The sequence below is a fragment of the Vibrio renipiscarius genome (genome assembly GCF_000827885.1).
GTDB lineage: Bacteria > Pseudomonadota > Gammaproteobacteria > Enterobacterales > Vibrionaceae > Vibrio > Vibrio renipiscarius.
In genome coordinates this window covers 453,783-473,533 of sequence record NZ_JTKH01000003.1, presented here as the reverse complement: position 1 = coordinate 473,533, position 19,751 = coordinate 453,783, and the positions used below count along the sequence as shown (strand labels likewise).

Here is a 19,751-nt window from a genome sequence, read left to right as displayed (position 1 = left end):
AAAAAAGCCGTCATTCCAGAGGCGCCTCTTCGAGTATTTGAGGCGGATAGATGACGGCGATAGGAAAGAACGTTGCTATTTTTTCGCTTGGGTAAAACCACCGTAGAGATCAAGGCGACGATGACGTAAGTTCGTCACAGAGCCTTCCGTATTCAGTTGCTTTAGCTTGGTTAAATCCACATCAGCGAAAATGATCATTTCAGTATTTGCGCTGGCTTCAGTTAAGGTCGCATCGTGCGGAAAGTAAATATCCGAAGGTGAGAAAACGGCGGATTGCGCGTATTGAATATCCACATTGTCGACGCGAGGCAAATTGCCGACGCTGCCACCGATTGCCACATAACATTCGTTTTCAATCGCGCGTGCTTGTGAACAGATGCGTACACGTTGGTAGCCATTTTTTGTGTCGGTCCAAAATGGGACAAAGATGATTTGGACATCTTCTTCGGCCATCATTCTTCCCAACTCAGGGAACTCGCTGTCGTAACAAATTAGAATACCGACTCGGCCGGCATCGGTCTCAAAGACGTTAATTTTATTGCCACCATCAATCACCCAATCTTTTTCTTCATGCGGTGTTATGTGTACTTTATATTGCGCATCAATTTGGCCATCTCGCTGCAGTAAGTAAGCGACGTTATACAGCTTGTTGTCTTCAATGACGGGCATGCTACCTGCGATGATATTGATGTTGTACGTGACCGCCATTTGGGAGAAGCGGTATTTGATCTCTTCACTAAAGCTGGCCAGAAAGCGAATGGCTTCGACCGAGTTTTGATCTTTTTGTAAGCCCATGAGTGGCGCATTGAAAAACTCAGGGAAGAGGGCGAAATCGGCTTTGTAATTGGCCAATGATGAGATGAAAAATTCGGCTTGATCGAGCAGGTCTTCCAAATCATTCATGGCGCGCATCTGCCACTGAACGACCCCAATTCGAACTAGTGTTTTTTCGACATCATGGACCGATTGCACGTCGTCTTCGTAGAAAAAATTATCCCACTCTAAGAGCGTTGCATACCCTTTTGAGGCATCGTCTTCAGGCAAATAGTTGCGCATGATGCGTTTTACATCAAAGCCATTGGCCAATTGAAATGAAAGGATCGGGTCGTGTAATTCGCGGCGTTTTACTTTATCAATATAGTCTGCCACGCTCATTTCGCTTGCGTGTTGGTGATAATGCGGAATGCGCCCCCCAGCCAGAATGGCTTTAAAGTTCATACTACGACACAGCTCTTTACGGGCATCATAGAGTCGACGACCTAAACGTAATCCGCGGTAATCGGGATGAACAAAGACATCTAGACCATACATAGCGTCACCCGTAACTTGGTTTTGAATGACGTTATTTTCAGTAATGATGTCGGTGTACAGATGAGGAAGAGAGAAGCGGTTGTAGTCGACTTTGATTGTCAGCGCGGCCCCAATGATTTTGCCGTTATCTTCAATGCATATTTGACCATCTGGAAATTGATGAATGAGATCCATAATGGTCATTCGCGGCCAAGAGCCGCCGACATCATGAAAAACAAGATCCATCAATTGTGCCAATTCGGGATAATCGGTTGATTCGATTGTACGTAAAGAAAGCTTTGGCGTATTGCTGTCCATATTAGGCCATCCATTTAAGCGTTTTATTCAGTATGTTGAGAATGCCATAAATAGAATAGGTCAGATATATCAATAACTCACAGTTTCGACTACCGCTATAAGCTTTCTTTGTGTAAACCGTCGTGATGAATTACATCAAGTCACGCATTAACGTTTCGTATTCTTCATTGGCTTTATCGATCAGTAATGAAAGCTCTCGCCCATCACCATTGGTTAAACTCAATTGCCAGGCAGAAAGTTGGTCTTTTCCACATACACAAATTGCGCTGCCTTTTGATTCAAATGACAAATGATCAAATTCAGAGCTGTGCTTCTCACAGAGTTCAACGATTTCTATATCAAGCTGTCCGATTGGATTGACTTCAACACGAGCATGCAAGTTAGGATGGTTAGAAAGAGGGTATTCCCGATAAACAGTGATCATGGTTAACTCCTTATCTATGTGATGTTAATCACTCCCAAGTGTAGACAATGGAAGATGAACGATGGATTAAATTTGTAAGACAATTGATCGAGATTAAATTTAGCGGATTAAAAACGGCGCGGATGGGATTATCGGAGTACCGAGAGCAAGGGAGGGCGAGCGGCGACAGAGGATTTATTGAAACTGTGAATCTCGTCGCTAAGTCGTGCTTAATTTATCTACAGAATTCCCAGTAGTGTCGTTAATATCAGCGCCATATTTTGTCGTTCATCTGTTCGTGTTTATATAGGTAAATACATGAAAAAGTTCACGAAAACAATGGTTGCTGCTACGGTCGCGTTAGCCTGTGTTCACTTGCCTTCTTTTGCTAGCGAGCCTGCGGATCTTATGATCAAAAATGCTCAGATTCTCCCGATGGATGGTCAGCAAAGAATCATTGATGATGGCGTGATTGTGGTTAAGGGCAATCGCATTATCGCCATTGGCTCGATGGCACTTGAGCAGCAATATCAAGCCGCACGCACGATTGATGCTGGTGGAGACATTGTGATGCCAGGAATGATCAACACCCACAACCATATCCCAATGGTGGCGTTTCGTGGCTTGGGCGAAAATGGTGTTGAAAATCGTTTGATCAACTTTATGTTTCCTCTTGAAAAAGAAATGTTGTCTCGAGAGTTGATCCGCACCGCTTCTCGCCATGCGGCGATGGAGTTGGCATTGTCGGGTGTGACTTTGATTACCGATATGTATTACCACGAAGACGAAGTCGCAAAATCGGTCGCAGAGGTTGGTATTCGTGGCGTACTCGGTGAGACCGTGATTGGTTTTCCTGTCGTGGATGCAAAGCAACCCTACGGCGGTTTGGAATACGCTGAAAAATTCATTGATGAATGGCAAGGCCATCCGCTTATCACGCCGGCTGTTGCCCCCCACGCTCCTTATACCGTATCGGCAGAATGGTTGATCAAAGCCAAAGACCTCGCGGTTGAAAAACAGGTGCCGCTACTGACTCACCTTGCCGAATTTACGTGGGAAGACGCTAAGACGGACGCTTTTTCAGATCAAATGAGCAAAGACCAATCGGTCGTTGAGTATTTAGATTCCATTGGTTTTCTGGTTGATAACTTAGTCGCGGCGCATGTTAACCATCTTGATGAACAAGACATGGATCTGCTTAAGAAGCATGGTGTGGGTATTGCTCATAACCCTAAAGCGAATACCAAAGGCAACAATGGCTATTCGCCCTCATGGGATATGGTTAATAAAGGTTTAGATGTGGGCTTAGGCACTGATGGGCCAATGTCATCCAATCAAATGGATATCATCAATGTCATGGGTTATGCCGCGGTTGTTGCGCGCACGAACCATGGCGACAACGCCAAATTTACGCCCTACGAGTTAGTGGAATTGGCAACAATTGGTGGGGCTCGCGTACTTGATATGGACGATGAGATTGGCTCATTAGAGGTGGGCAAAAAGGCGGATATCGTTATCGTGGATACTGATGCGCCAAACACCCAACCAAACTACGATCCGTTCGCCACCTTGGCATTTTCTGCTTATCCACAAAACGTCACTCATACTATTGTTGATGGCCAAGTGATCGTTGCCGATGGGAAGTTGACCACCGTATCGCAGCAAGCACACGATAAAGAGTGGCTGCCGGTGACGAAAAAAGTGGGAGACTTTGCTAAGACGCTAAATTAGCGATCGGTTTTAGCCTTAAGCAAAGAAAAAACGTCGATGATTAGTGAGCATTTCTCTAATCATCGACGCGATTTAGTGTTGACGTCCTGCCCCTATTGTCAGCGCGTCATTGCTGCTAATCGCTTGATAAGGACGCAAGCCAAATAGTGGCATCATGGCGTAGATATGGTCGAAGAGATCCGCCTGCACCCCTTCATAAACCACCCAATCAACGTTGTTACAGAATGCATAAACCTGCAAAGGAATCCCTTCGGGTGTCGGTTGCAATTGGCGCACCATAATGAGCATGTACTGATGAATGTCCTTATTGGCGCGCAGATAAGCGTTGAGATAAGCACGGAACAAACCTAGATTCGTCATCTTACGAATATTGCCGATGCCATCAGCATCGTCACCAAGTTCTTCATTGTACGCATTAATATCGCGCATGGTTTCGTAAATATATTGGCGCAGCAGACGGATCTTCTTCATCGATTCGATTTCATCATCATCCATAAAGCGAATGGATGTGACATCAATGTTGACTGAGCGTTCGATGCGTCGACCGCCTGAATCGGACATTCCCTGCCAGTTGATAAAAGCATTTTGCACTAAGGCATAAGCAGGCAACATGCTGACCGTATTATCAAAGTTTCTGACCTTGACGGTGGTCAGCGAGATCTCTTCAACCGTCCCGTTCGCCCCATAAGCGTTCATCTGAATCCAATCATTTAAGCTGATCATACGGTTAGCAGAAAGCTGAATCCCGGCAACAAACCCTAATATGGTGTCTTTGAACACCAGCATCACAAACCCCGTCGCAACCCCCAAACCAGATAAGAAAATAATGGGGGATTCATTGGCTAGAATAGAAACAAAAACGACTAAGCCGACAAAGAATGTGAACAGCTTTATTAACTGAACAAAGCTTTTGATCGGCATCTTACGTGTGATGCCTTTAAAGGTCGCAATGTCATTGAAAGCATCGAGTAGGGCAAAAATGAGCCAAATAATCATAAACAGCAGCAATATGCTGAGTACCCGATCAAGAATGCCAGCGAGTAATGCGTAGTGCCCAACCGCAATTGGTAACAACACATCTAAGATCATCAGTGGCACGAGTAGCGATATTTTTCCCAATAAATCGAATTTGGCTAAGCTCTCGGCGAGCGGCTTATTGGTTTTTTGCAGTACATTTTTAACCGATCGAACAATGACGTGATGAACAATTAAGTAACTAAATACCGCGATCGCGAGTGATACCAAGGCGAATACACTCGTTAACTCAATACCATAAGGATCGCTGCTAATGCCAGCGTTCGCTAATTTGGTGGCAATGTAATTGCGAACATGGTGTTCGAGCAAAGTCTTATCCTCTTTTGTTGTTATTTGTCTGGGAGGGAAAGAACGAGTAGTGATGCAACTCGTTCATTTTTATAGTGTAGCGTGATAATAACAGCTTGAACGGAAGTTTGTGTTAGAGGAGAGGCGGGGCGCTTTTAGCCACGAGTATTGATACTTGATAATGACGTAAAAGCCGCTCAATAGAGCGGCTATGTCTAGGAAAGGACGTTAGTTACCAGCAAATGCTTTGAAGGTTTGACCATTTTCAATGCCTAACGTACTACGTAGGTAAGATTTCGCGACATCTTTTGCAGCCATAGAATGAAAACCAGGGAAGTAGTCACCATAAGTAGCCAGTGATTCACTCACAACTGTTGGGCTAACCGCATTGATACGAATTCCACGTGGTAGTTCGTGTGATACGGCCATTACAAAGTGCTCAAGTGCGCCATTGAGCGTCGCGGCGCTGACACCATAGGCAATCGGATAATCAGCAACGATACCGCTGGTCAGTGTGATGCTGCCATTATCGTTCAGGTAGCTGAGGGCAATTTGTGCCAAATTAACTTGTCCCATTAAACGGCTATTAATGCCGACATCCCACTCTTCACGGCTAATTTTTTCAAAGGTATTAAAGACCACATCGCCAGCAGCACAAATGATGCCATCAAGTTTACCAATTTTATCTAGTGCAGCATGAATTGAATTGGGATCGGTAATATCAATTTGTACATCACCACTTGATTTACCAGCCATTACCACCTCGTGCTGCTCTTGAAGTGCTTGAGTGACTTCTGAACCAATGGTACCTGCTGCCCCGATTACTAAAATTTTCATTGTTTTTCTCCGCTGTGTTTATGTTTTGTATCTTATGGTGTTGAGAGTTACAGAAAAACCACACAAAATGAGCGCACTGTTTACTAAATGGTGTTAATGATGAATTTGACCTATCTACAGACTTTTTTGACGGTGGCGCAAGAGGGCAGCTTTACTAAAGCGGCGGATGTATTGGATGTATCGAAAGGGCTGGTTTCTCGGCATATTCAGCGTTTAGAAATGTCACTAAATAGTAAGCTCTTCCATCGCACCACTCGTTCGATTAGCTTGACCGAATCTGGCCGTGACTTATTAACGCGGGCAAAACAGATTCAATTGTTGGCAACAGAAGCTGAAATGCGGGTGCGAGACATGGCGCAAGAGATTAGTGGTGAGTTGAGAATCACCGCACCATTAGAGTTTGGGCGCTCACTGTGCCAGAGCGTTATCCCGACATATTGCCAACAAAACCCAAAAGTTGAGGTGATCTGTGATTTTGGCCCAGAAAAAAAGCGTATCGAGCTAGGTGAGTTTGATGTGGCGATTCGTGCCTTTGATACATTGCCAGAGGATGTGGTAGCAAAAGAATTGGGTGATATGCGTAACGTATTAGTTGCCGCGCCGGATTTTTTCACCACTTTAGAGACGGTTACCATAGACAATATTGAACAGCTACCATTTGTGCTGAATAGTCAAAATGAGCGTTGGAACCACCTGCAATTGGTGCGAGGAGATGAGATTGTCTTTAAGCAAGTGACGGGGCATATTCGAGCCAACACCTACACGGCTATTCTGTCTTTGGCACAACAAGGTATGGGGCTGGCTTGTGTTCCGTTTATGCATGTGGAAGCAATGATTGAGCGAGGAGAGTTGTTGCAAGTATTACCGCAATGGTCGGCCAAGTCTCATAAGCTGAGTTTGATTTACGCGCAGCGCAGGATCACACCGTCAAAGTTGGTTAAATTTAATCAAGCAGTAGTGGACTGGCTGCGAGCGAATCCAAGGTATCTTATTTAGAACTGTACTCTTGGACCGCAACGAATAACAACAGGCTCAAGCCTTGTCTTTTACCGGGTTCATTATGGTTTTATAGGCAGTTGAGTGGGAAGGGATCAGCTGGTTTACTTATATCCAGTTTTGAAAATGTTATTGCGCTAAATACAAAAAGGGCCAACTCTTGCGAGTTGGCCCTTTCCAAACGTTTGGTGGGCTGGCGTAAGTTGAATTTAACGTTTAATTCATTGAAAGTTATCAATTTATGTCGATTTGATTTTTTTACAGGTTCCTAAGGTGGTTCCTAAAAGTAATTGCTTCGCGTAATCTCAGTGATTTTCTATCACTTTTTGTGGCGCTATTTAACGTAAGTAGAAGGAGAGTATGTGGCAGATAACGTCATTCGTTTGCCTCATTTTCATGTCATTACATTATTCTTTCTGTGGATTCTAATAGTAAATCAATCTGGTCGTCGTCTCTGACCTAGTGCACGTTCAGGCTTGGGAGTAACATTTTGATTGCTCACTAGTGATTCCTGTAAGACTGCATTCTCTGCTTTCAAGTCTGCAATTTCCTTTTTTAGTTCATCAATATCCAATAGTTCTTCTAGAAGTGAATCAAGTACGTGCTCTTCTCGGTCCAATTGTGGAAGTAAAAGGTTGGCTTCGAATTTCTTGTTTTTGTTGTTCTTGATGAGTTTAACTGCTGCAACAAGCGTTTCATTCACTACATATGTTTTAGATACATTCAGTCGTTTCGATAGGTAGTCGAGAGATTTTTGCGCATTTTTAGACAACGAAAATGTTGATGTTTTGGTTCGGTTTGAATAGCTACGCCAAGCACTTCTTAACAAATTTACCTGATATTTATCATCGTTGCTGACTGACTCCGTGTTAGTCCAGTTGTTGATGAAATTCTGAGCAAAGCTAATGTCGAGTTGGGATCTATCGGGCGTATCCTTACTCGCCAAATCTTCTATCCATGTATGCCTTTTAGCATAGCTTCTTAACCAGATTGCCATCTCTCGGTCATCTGCTTTGAACCAACTCATTCTGCTTTCGAGTGATTTTTCTGTCATGAACTTCTATCCCATTCGTTTATGCTCAACTGATGGTATACGTAAAAATATAACTTTAAAATAATAATTTAAACATGTTTTAATTTTGTGATTAATGTAGTTTTAAATCTTGTGTTGTTTTCTTATTATTGATTATTAAATAGGGTATATATGGTTGTATCTAGTGCGTGTTATTGAGTTTTTATCTGAGATTGGTCCACTTTCTCCTGAAGGACGATACTTATTTTTAGCGATAATATTCGAGCGAATGAATGGCAGGGAAAAGAGGATCGATGTATCCGTTTCACGTCTTCGTGATAGCTTTGGAGTATCCCATAAGGTCGTTTCAGAATTACTTGAATATCTTCAATCTCACCGTGTAGGTGAGGTTATAAAGGTAAGGCATGGGAAGCACGAGTTCACTTTTGATTCTGTCTATATCGACTCATTGACGGAGGAGGGGGAGCTATCCGTTCATGAGGCATTTGTGGAGGTGTTTTCACCAGAAGTTAAGACTGCCCTAAAAGCAAAAGAGCTAAAACTTAGGCCCTCAAACCTTCTTTTGATCGGGATATTTATCCTTCATGCAAATGAATTGGGTTTTATTCAGTCATCCGCAACTGGAAGTGAAGAGCTATTGAGTGAAGGGAAAATACGCCGCTTAATGGGGGGGGATTAATCAAAGCCGTCTGAAATCTCAACTAGCAACACTACGCAGCATTGGATTTATCAGATGTGAGGCTGGTGGTGGAGTATGTCCGATCTACTTCGGCAAGTTTGGAAAGCGTTATCAGATTGATTTAGGCTTTCTGTCGCCGAGGAAAAACACAAGGAATGCCCTATTTGTTGATGAAATATTAAAAAACGTCAGCGACTTTATTTATGAGACCCCCGAGTGCTACCTAGTCTATAGAGTTGGTAAAGAGTGTTCTTTGAAGTATGAGTTTGACTTCGAACTGCCATTCAAACTCTCTTTTTTAATCGGGAAGAAATTATGGTTGAAACCTAGGCATAAGATGTTAGGTGCTAACCAATCGCAGAAAGAATGTGTCGATAATTTTAACCTTCGGCAGCTCGAATTAGACCCATTTTTAAGGTTGCATAGACTCACTTTGGGTATCTTGGCTAAGTTAGAACTCTTGACGGCTTTGATACTGGTAAAGTATTGGCAATCCCTAACTATGGATAAGTTTGAAAAACTGGAACAGTTGCTTGAGTCAGATTCTGAACTTCAGCAGCGTGTTCAGAAAGGCTCGATATTTACTCAGAAATACCTCCATGCACAAAACGACCTTGAGTGGTTAGAAGATACGCATTGTTTTTGGAAGAGTTGTTTGATTTCTCTTTCTTTGGGACTTGCCATGTCATTAGCAAAAGTGATTCGAGGACATTGTGGGCACGATGCTAAGCTGAAAACGATCAGTCTATTGATTCATGACTTTCAACATTATTCACCTACAAAGGGGAAGTATCCTTCTTGTGATATTTCGGCGTCATATAGCACTGATGACACCGTTTACGATCTGAATATCGTCGGCTCAAAATATTATATCAGTGAGTCCCTCGCTAGAAGGCGTGTCATTGGCGTGGATTTGGATAACATAATGATAAAAGAACACACCACTTATTCGATTTGGATTAAAAGCAGTACTTGATGACTGAGGGGAGGACTTTATTTCAGAGTTGTTTCAATACGTTGAATCTAGGGTTTGTCACCGAAAGTAGATAGAGCAGATGTGATTTTCTGATCAGCTTTAGATAAAAACTAGGATGGATTACCTAGTTGAGGACCCATTGACTATGTAGCTGCTGCGGTATGGTAATATTATTACTCCATAGTTCATGGATTAACCACGAAACATCATCACTCATTAGATTGAGGTTTCAACCTCATTAAATAACCATGCCTACCCATCCTATGCCATTAAATTGACTAACAGGTATAGCGATGAGCTTCAGAACCAAAAAACTTAAAACGACGACAAGTGATACATTTAACGGATTACCAATCCTGACACCCAAAGGTGGTTTAGTTCTTAACTATCTCGATAGGTTATACGACACGATTGATAAAGCTGTTACACAATACCCTCGAACGACAGCGATTAGAGTGGACTTACGTTTAGCGAAGTCCTTATTGTTTGATGACTCTAGTGTAATAAAGAACCTAATTGCTTCGTTGGATGCTCAGATTCAAGCTGATCTCAGTCGAAAAAAAAGGAGAGGTCAAACTGCTCGTAGTTGTAAGGTTCGATATGCTTGGTGTAAAGAAAGAAGCACGTCATTGAGCCACCATTACCACCTTGTCTTGTTATTGAACAAAGACGTCTACCATTCTCTTGGTAGGTTCGAGCAAAAAGGTAACTTATCAGACATGATAAAGAGGGCGTGGTGTCGAGCGTTGGATATAAAAGCCGATGAAGGTGATACCTTGGTCCACTTCCCCGAGAACCCGACCTATTGGTTAGAATTTAATTCAGATAGGTTTGACCAGCAGTTAGATGATCTATTTAAACGAGTCAGCTACTTAGCCAAAGTTGAGACAAAACACTACGGCGATAGATATCGAAGTTTTGGGTGTTCTCGAACTTAGATAAGAGGGGAGCGATCCCCTCTCGACTCGTTATGATTAGTTAGAAGGCACTATGGGCAGTTCTTCACACATCCCCATATGAGCCACGTCCACTAAAGTATCTAGAGAGTCACCACACTGCGTTTGGTGAGTGCCGTTAGGGTAAGTGGTACGTACAATCCAGATACCCTTGCTGTTCACGTCTGTGATGACATTTTTCTCAGCTGTACTTACAACTGATGTACGTGTCCAACGTGATGCATCGTAAGATTCAGTTGAGTCCAGTGAGTAGTTCCAAGTTGAGAACTGGTCCAGCACTGTTGGGTCTGTGATGTTAGAGTACAAACCATCGTTGATTAGGTCATCGATAACAGCATCGTTACCAAAGTCAAAACCCCACATACCAGCTTGTAGTAACACATTGCCGTCTTTCAATTCACGAATGACGTTAGCGTAAGGTACGCTAGAAGAGTACACGAGTGGATCTGCACATGCAGTATGGTCGTCAACTAGAACAGAAGCTGATACAGAGAATGTAACTGTGTCGTTGCCGTAGTCTTTTGAGTTCTGTACGTAATCATTAGTTAAACCACAACCGTATTTGCTGATTTCTGGCAGGTAGTCGATTAGGTCATCAGTGTATTTTTGCACCGCGCCTTCTTCGGCTTTGATTTTGTTACGGTAAACGATGAGACGGCCTACAGTTTCTAAGTCAGCAGATACTTCAAATACACGTAGAGAATGTGTGTCGGCATCGAACACGCGTTCTTCGCGATACCACTTAGTGAAATTGCCTGCGTCGTCTTTCTCAACGTAGTACTCAACTGTAGCTTTCCAAGCGTTAGGGTTCGCATCGACTAGAGCTGAAGTTTCAGCGTAGCCTTTTGCTAGACCGCTGGTTAGAAGCTGGGCTAGTTGATGCTGCTCGGTGTTACCAGAAGCGATGAAGTCTGCGTATAGCTCGTTAGCAGGAATGTTGTAGCGGTTACCCAACTCGTATTCCTTCTCGGCGACTAGACGTGAAACTTTGTTTTGCGCTTCAGTATTAGCAGCTAACTCTTTGCAGTTGCTTACACCACTTTGCAATAGATCCGTTTCAACAGCTGACCAAATCACTGTAGTGAATGGAGTCGTAGCAAATACATCTTCGCCGACGTTGTCAGATGAGAATGAGGGTGGAAAGGTTAAGCGATAAGGTTTATTAACTAACCCATAATCGCTGTCGTACGCACCAGCAGGTACATCAACGATAATTGGCGAGTACTCTTTACAGATTAAGTCATCTTCTTCAATAGCAAAATCGAAGCGCCCGTTTTGATCAGTGATGTCACGAGGTTCATCCTCATCCATCACACCATTGAAGTTGTAGTCGAGGAATGCGGTAGCACCTTCAACATAACCATCAATCGCCAGTCCGCCAACTTTGGCAGACGTACTTGGATTAGTACTACCTCCATTACTATCGCTACCACCGCCACATGCGGCGAGTAGTAATAACCCAGATATGCTCAAGGTCGTTTTTATCGTTGTGTGTTTCATGGTGTGAGTTCCTTCTTGGAAAGGGGAATGTTGTTAAGTGAAAAATTGTTGGGGTAGTGATAAGCAAAAGTGGTTAGATACGCAGACAAAACCTTATTGATGAGGACTACGTGAAAGCTGTCTCGATATTGGTATGCAAGGTAAAAATGGTCTTGCTCCACGATAAATCCCAATGGGTTGACATACAGGCTCTTAGGTAGGTTTATGAGTGATAACCTAACTTCACGTTGGTAAAACACGGCAGTACATAAGGTTTCAAAAACCATACTGCTTGTTTCGTTGGAGTAAGTAGTGACTGGCGGCCGAATATCGATCAGTTTGCGCTTGGTACTTAGAGTGCTAAAAGGTGCGAAAGCACTATCCACCATGAGATGGTAAGAACGTGGTAAAAGCGTTTTTAAGTAGGCTTCTGCCCACAAAAACACCATGTGTTCACGAGGACCTAAAGCCAGTTTTGAATTCGCTGTACGGCGGTAACCATAAGGCTTGCTTGTCGCATCCTGTTCAACATCAAAGTAAGCCAATAAGCAATCAAGGCCGCGCTGGATAGTGCGTTTACTTCGGGTGATCCCTTTATCGCTAAGAGCAAGGTGCAGTTCACGTGCTGTTATTTTCCGTATTGTGGGGATTAATGAATAAATCTCGAATATCAATTCGAGGTGCTCGGCACTTCGTCGATTTGTACTAGTAGACATAGGACCACCAAATTTTAAGCACACTTATCTGGCCCCAAGACATGAATGTTTTGGAGAGAACGCGGGAAAAATGGGAGGACTGGTGGCCACACAGCCCTAGTAAGGGTTACTTCTTAAAGTTCACTACAAGCTTTTCAGCCAGTGGATACTTAGCGATTTCATAGTCAGGGTTTAACGTCGCTATTTTGTGTGTCGCAATAGCTGCGGCAGAAGCTAAGCCAAAGATGACTGCGGGTCCTGAGGCCAGAGCTGCTGCCATAGTGGCAGAGCGTCCTGCGGTATATATACGGCACGAAAGACCTTGTTTTTCTATTAGTCGCTCTACCTTCTTCACCGTTTGGTTGAAATTTTTCACATTCGTTAAAGTGAATGATTCATGGCGGCGAATAAGGTCATTTAGAGACTGTTCATTAACGTGATGTAATACGTTGCTTTTACTCATTTGCTTTATCCTCGACCTGCACGTAGAGCACGTTGCTGTTAATTGGTGAAAGAATACGGACGAGTGAGACAGATAATGTCTCACTCAATTTTATTGGTATGGTTTTGTGAATTGACACGCAGATTACTTGTGGCATGAAGTTAAAGGTCATTCCTCACGTCACGAATATCGCTGAGATAGTAGCCACGCTGGATGAGCTCAAAGCTTGCCAAGAGGCTGCGTAAGTGCAGGGTGGGGTGATGCTTTGTTTCTTCAAATAAATCGTGGTCACTGAGTTCTGTCATTTCAGCTTTGACCTTTTGAAAGTGGGCACTGAGATGGTGATAGCCTGCGAGGGCGGCTTTCAGTAGGGCCTTTAAGATCTTCTCGCGTAGCGGAGAAAAGGTGGTCATAACGTGTCCTTATGGTTCAGGGCACGGTGATGCGAGCGTACTTCATTTTTCACATCACATCCTTATCTGATGAGAGACAAGCACGTTGCGTTGTCAAAATAGAAAAGGAACAAACAATGAAAAATGAATCATGCGCATTGTATATTGCAGTCACGGCGTCCAGTGTCGATGGTGGAATTGGTTTGGTGGTGTACGACAAAGCTGGTGAGTTAATGGACCAGCAATGTTTACCGATGCAGGGATACACCAGTAATACAGAGCTAGAGCTGATTGCGCTGGTGGAGTGCATGCAGTATGCGCGTGATGGCGATGTCATCTACACCAGCAGTGATTTTTGTGTTCGTGGGTTTAACGAGTGGATTGATACCTGGAAGCAAAAAGGTTGGCGAAAGTCAGACAAAAAGCCAGTAGCGAATCGCGACTTATGGCAACAGGTAGATGCACTCCGAGGCGAGAAATACGTCGAGGTAATCAGAGCAACCCCAAGTATGCATCAAGCGTTGAACGAAGCGTATAACATGGCAAAACAAGCGCTTAGCAAGTTGTAAGTCCAGTTTGCCTATGCTCGGTTCTTAGATGGCACTCAGCCCTTGTACCACAAGGGTTTGTTGCTCTCTCAAAGGCGAGCGTTTGTAATAAAATATGCCGATATAGAGCCTCAAATGGCACACTATATTGGCATTTTATTTTGGCTTTTTATCACGGCCAAACACTGGGTTTTACCTTCAATCTAACGTGCTCAGTGAGCACATCAATCCACGGTGTGAATGCGTTGTTGCTATTGGCAAAGTAACTCAGAGAAGTTCATTGCGGCGTAACAGAAACCTGGTCATACACCTCCATATCGGCGTAAGTAAGAAAGTTACTTTCCCATAACTGATAAAGCTCGATGGCTGAGATATTTCCTTTCATTGGCGCCCACCCACTGTACTGAGCATAAAACGACTGATCTCGAAAGTCGAAGTCGAGACAACGTTCCAGCTCAGGATAAGCACTACCCACGTACGCAAAATCTGTCGCGTATTCAATATTCCATCGCCCATCACTTGATTGAGCAATAGCAATTTCAACAGGATGAAAACCGCCCGCTTCAGCGCTGTAGGAACTATCACGAAAGTTAAATACGAGATAAGTGCTGGTGGCAATATGCTCCTCTTCAGCGAGCTTCTCGATAAGACTTTTACTCAGAAGGGAATGGAGTGATTTTGAAACAGGCAAGCTTGAAGCATTAAACAAAATATCAGACATGGTGATGCCTCCTACAAAGGTAAGATTAAAGTGAACAGAAAAGGGTTTAACTGATTTGGCTTAACTGGATATCGCTGAATGCTCGGCGATTTATGTGTCGCTCTAGTGCTGTGCACCAGGTGTTGAAAAGATCTAAAACAGCAGGCTGTGAGAGATCAGCAGTGCCAGCATCGGGCTGATAACACCAATGGTTACGTAAATGAAAATACAACTCGACATCAAGGGAATGGGTACTATTGCTTTGATAAGAAAAGCTGGCGAGAAACGCGAATGACCAAGGCGCCCGATCATTGTCTCTGCTTAATTGTATTTCGACAGGATGTAGTCCCATTCTGGATTGATAGTATGTCGGATCTCTAAAGTTGAATACTAGGCGTTTTGCATCATCAGGAACCTCGAAACGTGCCAATAGGTTATCTATCGTTTCACAAAAGCTGATTGGCAACCGGATACCTCGGTAATCATCGATGATCATAGCAACCCCCTCTCAGCAAATGAGATGCAACTGTCACCTACCACGAAATGGTCAAGCACTCGAATGTCCACCAGCGAGAGCGCTTCTTTTAAACGCCCAGTGATCCGTTTGTCCGATTGTGATGGTTCAGGATCGCCGGAAGGATGGTTATGGGCGAAGATCACCGCAGCGGCGTTAACGAGCAGTGCTTCTTTCACTACTTCGCGAGGATAAACGCTTGCGGAATCAACCGTGCCACGAAACAGCTCTTTAAACTCAATCAAGCGGTGCTGATTGTCTAAGAACATGACCGCGAAAACTTCATGTTCATACCCTGCCAGTTTAAAACGTAAGTAATCAGAGGTTGCCGCGGGACTTGAAAAAGCATCACCACGAACATAACGATCTTTGAGTATTTCAGCGGCTTCTTCGAGCACACGGTGCTCATATTCTTTTTGAGGTAACAAACTACCGTAACGGGGAAAATGGGACATATTCAGGCTTCCTGTATCAGTCATGGAATAGATTCACAGAGATGACATATACCTGAAGAATTTTTGATTGTGTGCACCATGTGCCGATGCTACTTTTTTTTACCGAACTTGCTTATCCCATGAGGACCACAGCCATAGGAGGACGTCCCATGAGATTTCTAAAACTAAAAGAAGTAATGGAAAAAACAGCATTAAGCCGTTCAGCGATTTACCGAAAAATGAATGATGGTGAGTTTCCAAAATCCATCAGTTTGGGGGATAGGGCCGTGGCCTGGGTGGAAGGTGAAGTGGATGAGTGGATGGAGGAGTGTCTAGCTTTAAGGTAATTCAATGCCGCTTTGTATTTAAGGGAGCCGTCACACTCTATCAGTCTTTTGTCATTCTTCATCGCCTTATGCAATCAGGCTGTATATTATCGTAACTTAATGATATTTGATGGTATTGATAGGCGTTAATTCGTGGATAGTAGAAAAGAAGACTCGATAAATATATTGAAATCCTGGCATTTAGTGGAGTTTTTTCAAGCCTACTCAGTACCAGATAAAGACGACAGTAAAATTGCACCAGTAAATGTGTCGTGTCACGAGTTGAAGTCTCGTGGTAACCATCTACTTCCGTGGCTAGATCCAGCGGCTCGTGATTTACTTGGCCTTACCCCAGGCAAAAAGTGTACTTATACACTATATCTGGGATTATTCGATAAATCGGCGATAGATAAAAAAGTTGCGGAGTACTTTTCTACCCGCAGCCAGGAGGATTGTGCCTCTGAAGAAATAGAGCAAAGAAGAGATAATGAGGGTGCGTCTTGCTTTGCTAAATTGATGTTGGATGAGTTTGGTACCCCTCGGTTGGATACCTTTTCGGTAAGCACGCTACCGTGGGCTTTGGCAGAGTTACTAAGGGGAAGGGCTGGGAGTATATCTCAGGAACGATTTGATAGTCGGTGTGACGATCTTAACGAGTTTGTGGATCGCTGGGAAGCCACCTTGCCTAACCATCCTAGCTCAGAGGGAAGGCATACTCTTTGTGTGAAAAGTCTAATGGGCTTGGTTGAGGGGCTTTACCAATGGGCTGGTATTTCTAATCAAGATTTGTTGCTTTCAGAGCACTCAAAGGTTTACCCGTTTCAAATGGCTTTTTATGAGTATGAGGCGAAGTCAGACAATCTTTTGGAGAACAAAAAGGCTCCAGGAAAAATTGAAGACGATAATGATGATTCATCGAAAGAAGACGAATCTCAGTTACCTATTCTAAACAGCTTTTATATTCGAGATATAGAGCGGGCCATTAATGCGATTTCTACTGGCAAGGCCAGCCAGCCCCTTCAAACCTACTTGGGACAATCCAGTCATAAGCATGTTGATCTGTATACCAACGATTCGATACCGTTGATTCATAATCACTTGAACCCCAAAGAAACACCAGAAGGAAGGTGGCTGACAGAGCCCGCGCATAACATGTCTTTAATGCAGCAGTTTGCCATCAATACGGTATTCAAGGAGCTGAAAGCAGGTGGAGTGATCTCGGTTAATGGTCCTCCAGGCACAGGTAAAACGACGTTATTGCGGGATATAATTGCACAAAATATTGTTGAGAGAGCGAAAGTATTAGCTTCCTTTTCGAAAGCTAGCGATGGGTTAAGTCCAGAAGGGTTCCTTGTTAAAGAACTTACTGATTTTGAAATGGTCGTGGCGTCATCGAACAATGCCGCCGTTGAAAATATCTCAAAAGAGCTTCCTCAAGCAAAGTCGATAGCTGATAGATATGTTAATACCAGTTTTTTTCGTTCTGTAGCAAATCAAGTTAGTGCTGATGAAAAGAAAGGTCGTTTACAACCTTTGGACGATAAAAAGCAGAGCTGGGGAAATATCTCAGCTGCTATGGGAGCTTATAAAAAGAGGCAAAGGTTTCTCGATCGCTTTTTCTTTAAATATCACTATGAAAAAGGCAATGAACCAGCGGTTAGAGAGCCCTCTTTAGACTTCTTGAATTTTTGGCAATATCGCTCAACTTATACCGGGCCCTCTTTTCACATTGCCAAAAAGACCTTTAACGAGAAATTATCTCGTTTCCATGAGTTGAATGACAAGTTAGCCTATTTTGATAGCCTGCAAAAGACTTTCGATGGACATCAATTTGATGCTGATTTGCATCAAATGAACCTAGTTCTAGATGAGCTAGAAAACCATGTTCATACGCTCTCTGTAGAGCTAGATGTCCTTCGCTCAACAAGAAATGCTGAAGTGAGAAGGGAAGAAGAAATTTCAATTTCCCTTGAGCTATTGAAGGTTAACTCGCCTGGTTGGTTTAGTCGGTTCTTTAATACTAAGAAAAATAAACAATATAAGGCTTCACTATCTCAAAAACTCGGTGAGTACGAAAATGTCAAAAAATCTATTCGCTTGATTATTGGTAATGTTGATTCCAAAGAAATCGAGAGAAAAGGATGTACAAAGAAAATTTTACAGCAGCAGGTTGATATTCAATCTAAAGAGCTTAAAAAGCAGAAGTTTTTAGATGAGTTAGATGCCTATAGAACGGAGTTTAAAGGATATCACTTACCGGAAGTGACTGATGATATCGAGGGACATGATAGGCAGAGGCACGCATGCTGGCAACACGTGACTATTAATGAATTGCGGTCTGACATCTACTCGGCTGCGTTACAACTGCACGAGGCTTGGCTGATAGAAGCCAGCAAACAGAGTACTTTTCTATCACAGATAAGAAAAATCAATGATGTTGTATTAGGGAAGAGTCGCGAGAATGCTCTGGAGATTTGGCAGATACTATTTATGTTTGTCCCCGTGGTCTCGACGACTTTTGCTTCATTGGGAAATATGTTTTCTAAGCTGCCGCCAGAATCTCTAGGTTGGCTCATGATTGATGAGGCAGGGCAAGCTGTACCACAATCTGCGGTAGGTGGTTTGCTTCGTGCTAAGCGAGCGGTGGTTGTTGGAGACCCTCTGCAAATTGAACCTGTGTTTACATCGCCACCAGAGCTGATTGACTACTTAATGAAATCTAAGTTGCAAGAAAAATCAGAGAAGTGGGACCCTTGTATGTGGTCAGTTCAGACGTTAGCTGATCGCGTTAATCCGTATGGCTGTATGATAGATATGGATGGTGAAGAACAATGGATAGGCATCCCGTTATGGGTACATCGCCGATGTATCGAGCCAATGTTTAGCATTTCGAATGAAATAGCTTATAACAATCGAATGATACATGGTTCTGACAACGATAAAGACGTTGAGCCAAGAATTCATAAGGCTTTAGGACATAATAGCTGGAATGATTCACAAGGAGACTGTGTACACAAACAGTATAAACGTGAGTTGGGTGAAGATGTTAAAGCCCTTTTACTCGAATTAGCAGCGCACAATGGCGACTTAAGCAGCATCTATTTAATAACACCATTTAAAGCGGTAAGAAAAGAGTTGAAAGAAGATCTGAGGCGTAGCAAGTCAGAGCTGCTTAGTAGCTCGAGTTGGAATGAAAAGGAGTTTAATAACTTTCTGAAATACAACGTAGGGACTGTGCACACCTTTCAAGGCAAGGAGAATGATACCGTTATTTTGGTTCTCGGTTGCGACATTAAAAACAGTGGCGGGGCATCTTGGGCTTCTTCAAAACCAAATTTGTTGAACGTAGCTGTTACCCGAGCCAAAAAACACTTGTTTGTCATCGGCGATATTCAGGTTTGGTCCGACAAGCGCTATTTTGACAAAACATACAGAAAGTTGAATCACTTTAGTACGAATGACTATCCACTATGCGAGAGTCCCATACAATGCAAAGAGACATTGCTAACTCCCTAGGTGAGTGCTTGTCTTAAACTCTGTAGTCACTGAATTGTCAACATCGCGGTGAGGCTATCGTTCAAGCAATCACCGTATTGATAGTTATGAAATGCTACTAATAGAATGAATACCCACCAGCGAAAGCTGGTGGGCATTTGTATTTTTTCTATGCACTCAGTCT

The 19,751-nt window shown here is 43.2% G+C and carries 20 protein-coding genes; 8 read left to right on the top strand and 12 right to left on the bottom strand.

From position 1 onward, the window contains the following. Positions 1 to 75: 75 nt before the first annotated feature. Positions 76 to 1,608 (bottom strand): bifunctional GNAT family N-acetyltransferase/carbon-nitrogen hydrolase family protein, encoded by a 1,533-nt coding sequence (locus OJ16_RS02430; protein WP_040986997.1) that lies wholly within the window; start codon positions 1,606 to 1,608, stop codon positions 76 to 78. A gap of 130 nt (positions 1,609 to 1,738) precedes the next feature. Beyond that, the gene (locus tag OJ16_RS02425; RefSeq protein WP_040986995.1) at positions 1,739 to 2,032 is read right to left on the bottom strand and encodes a hypothetical protein; all 294 of its coding nucleotides are present in this window, start codon (positions 2,030 to 2,032) and stop codon (positions 1,739 to 1,741) included. A gap of 297 nt (positions 2,033 to 2,329) precedes the next feature. Here OJ16_RS02425 and OJ16_RS02415 point away from each other — a divergent pair, with 297 nt between their 5' ends. Next, positions 2,330 to 3,742 carry an amidohydrolase family protein gene (locus tag OJ16_RS02415; protein ID WP_040986991.1) on the top strand — a complete coding sequence of 471 codons (1,413 nt, stop codon included), beginning with the start codon at positions 2,330 to 2,332 and terminating at the stop codon, positions 3,740 to 3,742. Positions 3,743 to 3,814: 72 nt separating this feature from the next. On the opposite strand, the gene OJ16_RS02410 is transcribed toward OJ16_RS02415, so the two are convergent. Both OJ16_RS02410 and OJ16_RS02405 read right to left on the bottom strand, forming a co-directional pair. After that, positions 3,815 to 5,086 (bottom strand): mechanosensitive ion channel family protein, encoded by a 1,272-nt coding sequence (locus OJ16_RS02410; RefSeq protein ID WP_040986990.1) that lies wholly within the window; start codon positions 5,084 to 5,086, stop codon positions 3,815 to 3,817. Between the two features lie 207 nt (positions 5,087 to 5,293). Beyond that, a complete protein-coding gene (locus OJ16_RS02405; protein ID WP_040986988.1) occupies positions 5,294 to 5,902 on the bottom strand; it encodes a short chain dehydrogenase in 609 nt (202 codons plus the stop codon). A gap of 99 nt (positions 5,903 to 6,001) precedes the next feature. Between OJ16_RS02405 and OJ16_RS02400 the strand changes: the two genes are divergently transcribed. Next, positions 6,002 to 6,898, top strand: a complete 897-nt coding sequence (locus OJ16_RS02400; RefSeq protein WP_040987138.1) for a LysR family transcriptional regulator — start codon at positions 6,002 to 6,004, stop codon at positions 6,896 to 6,898. 436 nt (positions 6,899 to 7,334) lie between these two features. Here OJ16_RS02400 and OJ16_RS02395 read toward each other — a convergent pair whose 3' ends face one another. Next, a complete protein-coding gene (locus tag OJ16_RS02395) occupies positions 7,335 to 7,952 on the bottom strand; it encodes a hypothetical protein (RefSeq protein WP_040986986.1) in 618 nt (205 codons plus the stop codon). A 163-nt stretch (positions 7,953 to 8,115) separates the two neighbouring features. On the opposite strand from OJ16_RS02395, the gene OJ16_RS20185 reads away from it, so the two are divergent. The 3 genes from OJ16_RS20185 (at position 8,116) to OJ16_RS02385 (ending at position 10,524) form a co-directional block, all read left to right on the top strand. After that, entirely contained in the window at positions 8,116 to 8,610 is a 495-nt protein-coding gene (locus tag OJ16_RS20185; RefSeq protein WP_236688406.1) for a hypothetical protein, read from the top strand. Positions 8,611 to 8,863: 253 nt separating this feature from the next. Next, positions 8,864 to 9,586, top strand: coding sequence for a hypothetical protein (locus OJ16_RS20180; RefSeq protein WP_236688407.1), 723 nt, complete (start codon positions 8,864 to 8,866; stop codon positions 9,584 to 9,586). A gap of 293 nt (positions 9,587 to 9,879) precedes the next feature. Further along, positions 9,880 to 10,524, top strand: coding sequence for an inovirus Gp2 family protein (locus tag OJ16_RS02385; protein WP_040986985.1), 645 nt, complete (start codon positions 9,880 to 9,882; stop codon positions 10,522 to 10,524). A 36-nt stretch (positions 10,525 to 10,560) separates the two neighbouring features. Here the strand turns inward: OJ16_RS02385 and OJ16_RS02380 are convergent, their stop codons facing one another. The 4 genes from OJ16_RS02380 to OJ16_RS02365 all read right to left on the bottom strand — a co-directional run bounded on the left by OJ16_RS02380 (position 10,561) and on the right by OJ16_RS02365 (position 13,571). Continuing rightward, the gene (locus OJ16_RS02380; protein WP_040986981.1) at positions 10,561 to 12,042 is read right to left on the bottom strand and encodes a hypothetical protein; all 1,482 of its coding nucleotides are present in this window, start codon (positions 12,040 to 12,042) and stop codon (positions 10,561 to 10,563) included. After that, a complete protein-coding gene (locus tag OJ16_RS02375) occupies positions 12,039 to 12,737 on the bottom strand; it encodes a hypothetical protein (protein ID WP_040986979.1) in 699 nt (232 codons plus the stop codon). Before OJ16_RS02375 ends, OJ16_RS02380 begins: the two co-directional genes overlap by 4 nt. Positions 12,738 to 12,843: 106 nt before the next feature. Then, positions 12,844 to 13,179 (bottom strand): hypothetical protein, encoded by a 336-nt coding sequence (locus OJ16_RS02370; protein ID WP_040986977.1) that lies wholly within the window; start codon positions 13,177 to 13,179, stop codon positions 12,844 to 12,846. A gap of 140 nt (positions 13,180 to 13,319) precedes the next feature. Beyond that, positions 13,320 to 13,571, bottom strand: coding sequence for a hypothetical protein (locus tag OJ16_RS02365; RefSeq protein WP_040986973.1), 252 nt, complete (start codon positions 13,569 to 13,571; stop codon positions 13,320 to 13,322). Positions 13,572 to 13,600: 29 nt separating this feature from the next. On the opposite strand from OJ16_RS02365, the gene OJ16_RS02360 reads away from it, so the two are divergent. After that, positions 13,601 to 14,119, top strand: a complete 519-nt coding sequence (locus OJ16_RS02360) for a ribonuclease HI (RefSeq protein ID WP_082030206.1) — start codon at positions 13,601 to 13,603, stop codon at positions 14,117 to 14,119. A 256-nt stretch (positions 14,120 to 14,375) separates the two neighbouring features. Here OJ16_RS02360 and OJ16_RS02355 read toward each other — a convergent pair whose 3' ends face one another. Genes OJ16_RS02355 through radC form a run of 3 tightly spaced genes read right to left on the bottom strand, consistent with a single transcriptional unit; the run spans position 14,376 to position 15,767 of the window. Then, the gene (locus OJ16_RS02355) at positions 14,376 to 14,819 is read right to left on the bottom strand and encodes a DUF2787 domain-containing protein (protein ID WP_040986966.1); all 444 of its coding nucleotides are present in this window, start codon (positions 14,817 to 14,819) and stop codon (positions 14,376 to 14,378) included. Between the two features lie 46 nt (positions 14,820 to 14,865). Next, on the bottom strand, positions 14,866 to 15,294 hold the full coding sequence (locus OJ16_RS02350) for a DUF2787 family protein (RefSeq protein ID WP_040986964.1): 429 nt from the start codon (positions 15,292 to 15,294) through the stop codon (positions 14,866 to 14,868). Further along, entirely contained in the window at positions 15,291 to 15,767 is a 477-nt protein-coding gene (radC, locus tag OJ16_RS02345; protein WP_040986962.1) for a RadC family protein, read from the bottom strand. The genes OJ16_RS02350 and radC overlap by 4 nt, the downstream gene beginning before the upstream one ends. 119 nt (positions 15,768 to 15,886) lie before the next feature. Between radC and OJ16_RS02340 the strand changes: the two genes are divergently transcribed. Both OJ16_RS02340 and OJ16_RS02335 read left to right on the top strand, forming a co-directional pair. Further along, the gene (locus OJ16_RS02340; protein WP_072599938.1) at positions 15,887 to 16,093 is read left to right on the top strand and encodes an AlpA family transcriptional regulator; all 207 of its coding nucleotides are present in this window, start codon (positions 15,887 to 15,889) and stop codon (positions 16,091 to 16,093) included. Between the two features lie 132 nt (positions 16,094 to 16,225). Beyond that, entirely contained in the window at positions 16,226 to 19,588 is a 3,363-nt protein-coding gene (locus tag OJ16_RS02335; RefSeq protein ID WP_040986956.1) for a DEAD/DEAH box helicase, read from the top strand. Positions 19,589 to 19,751: the final 163 nt, after the last annotated feature.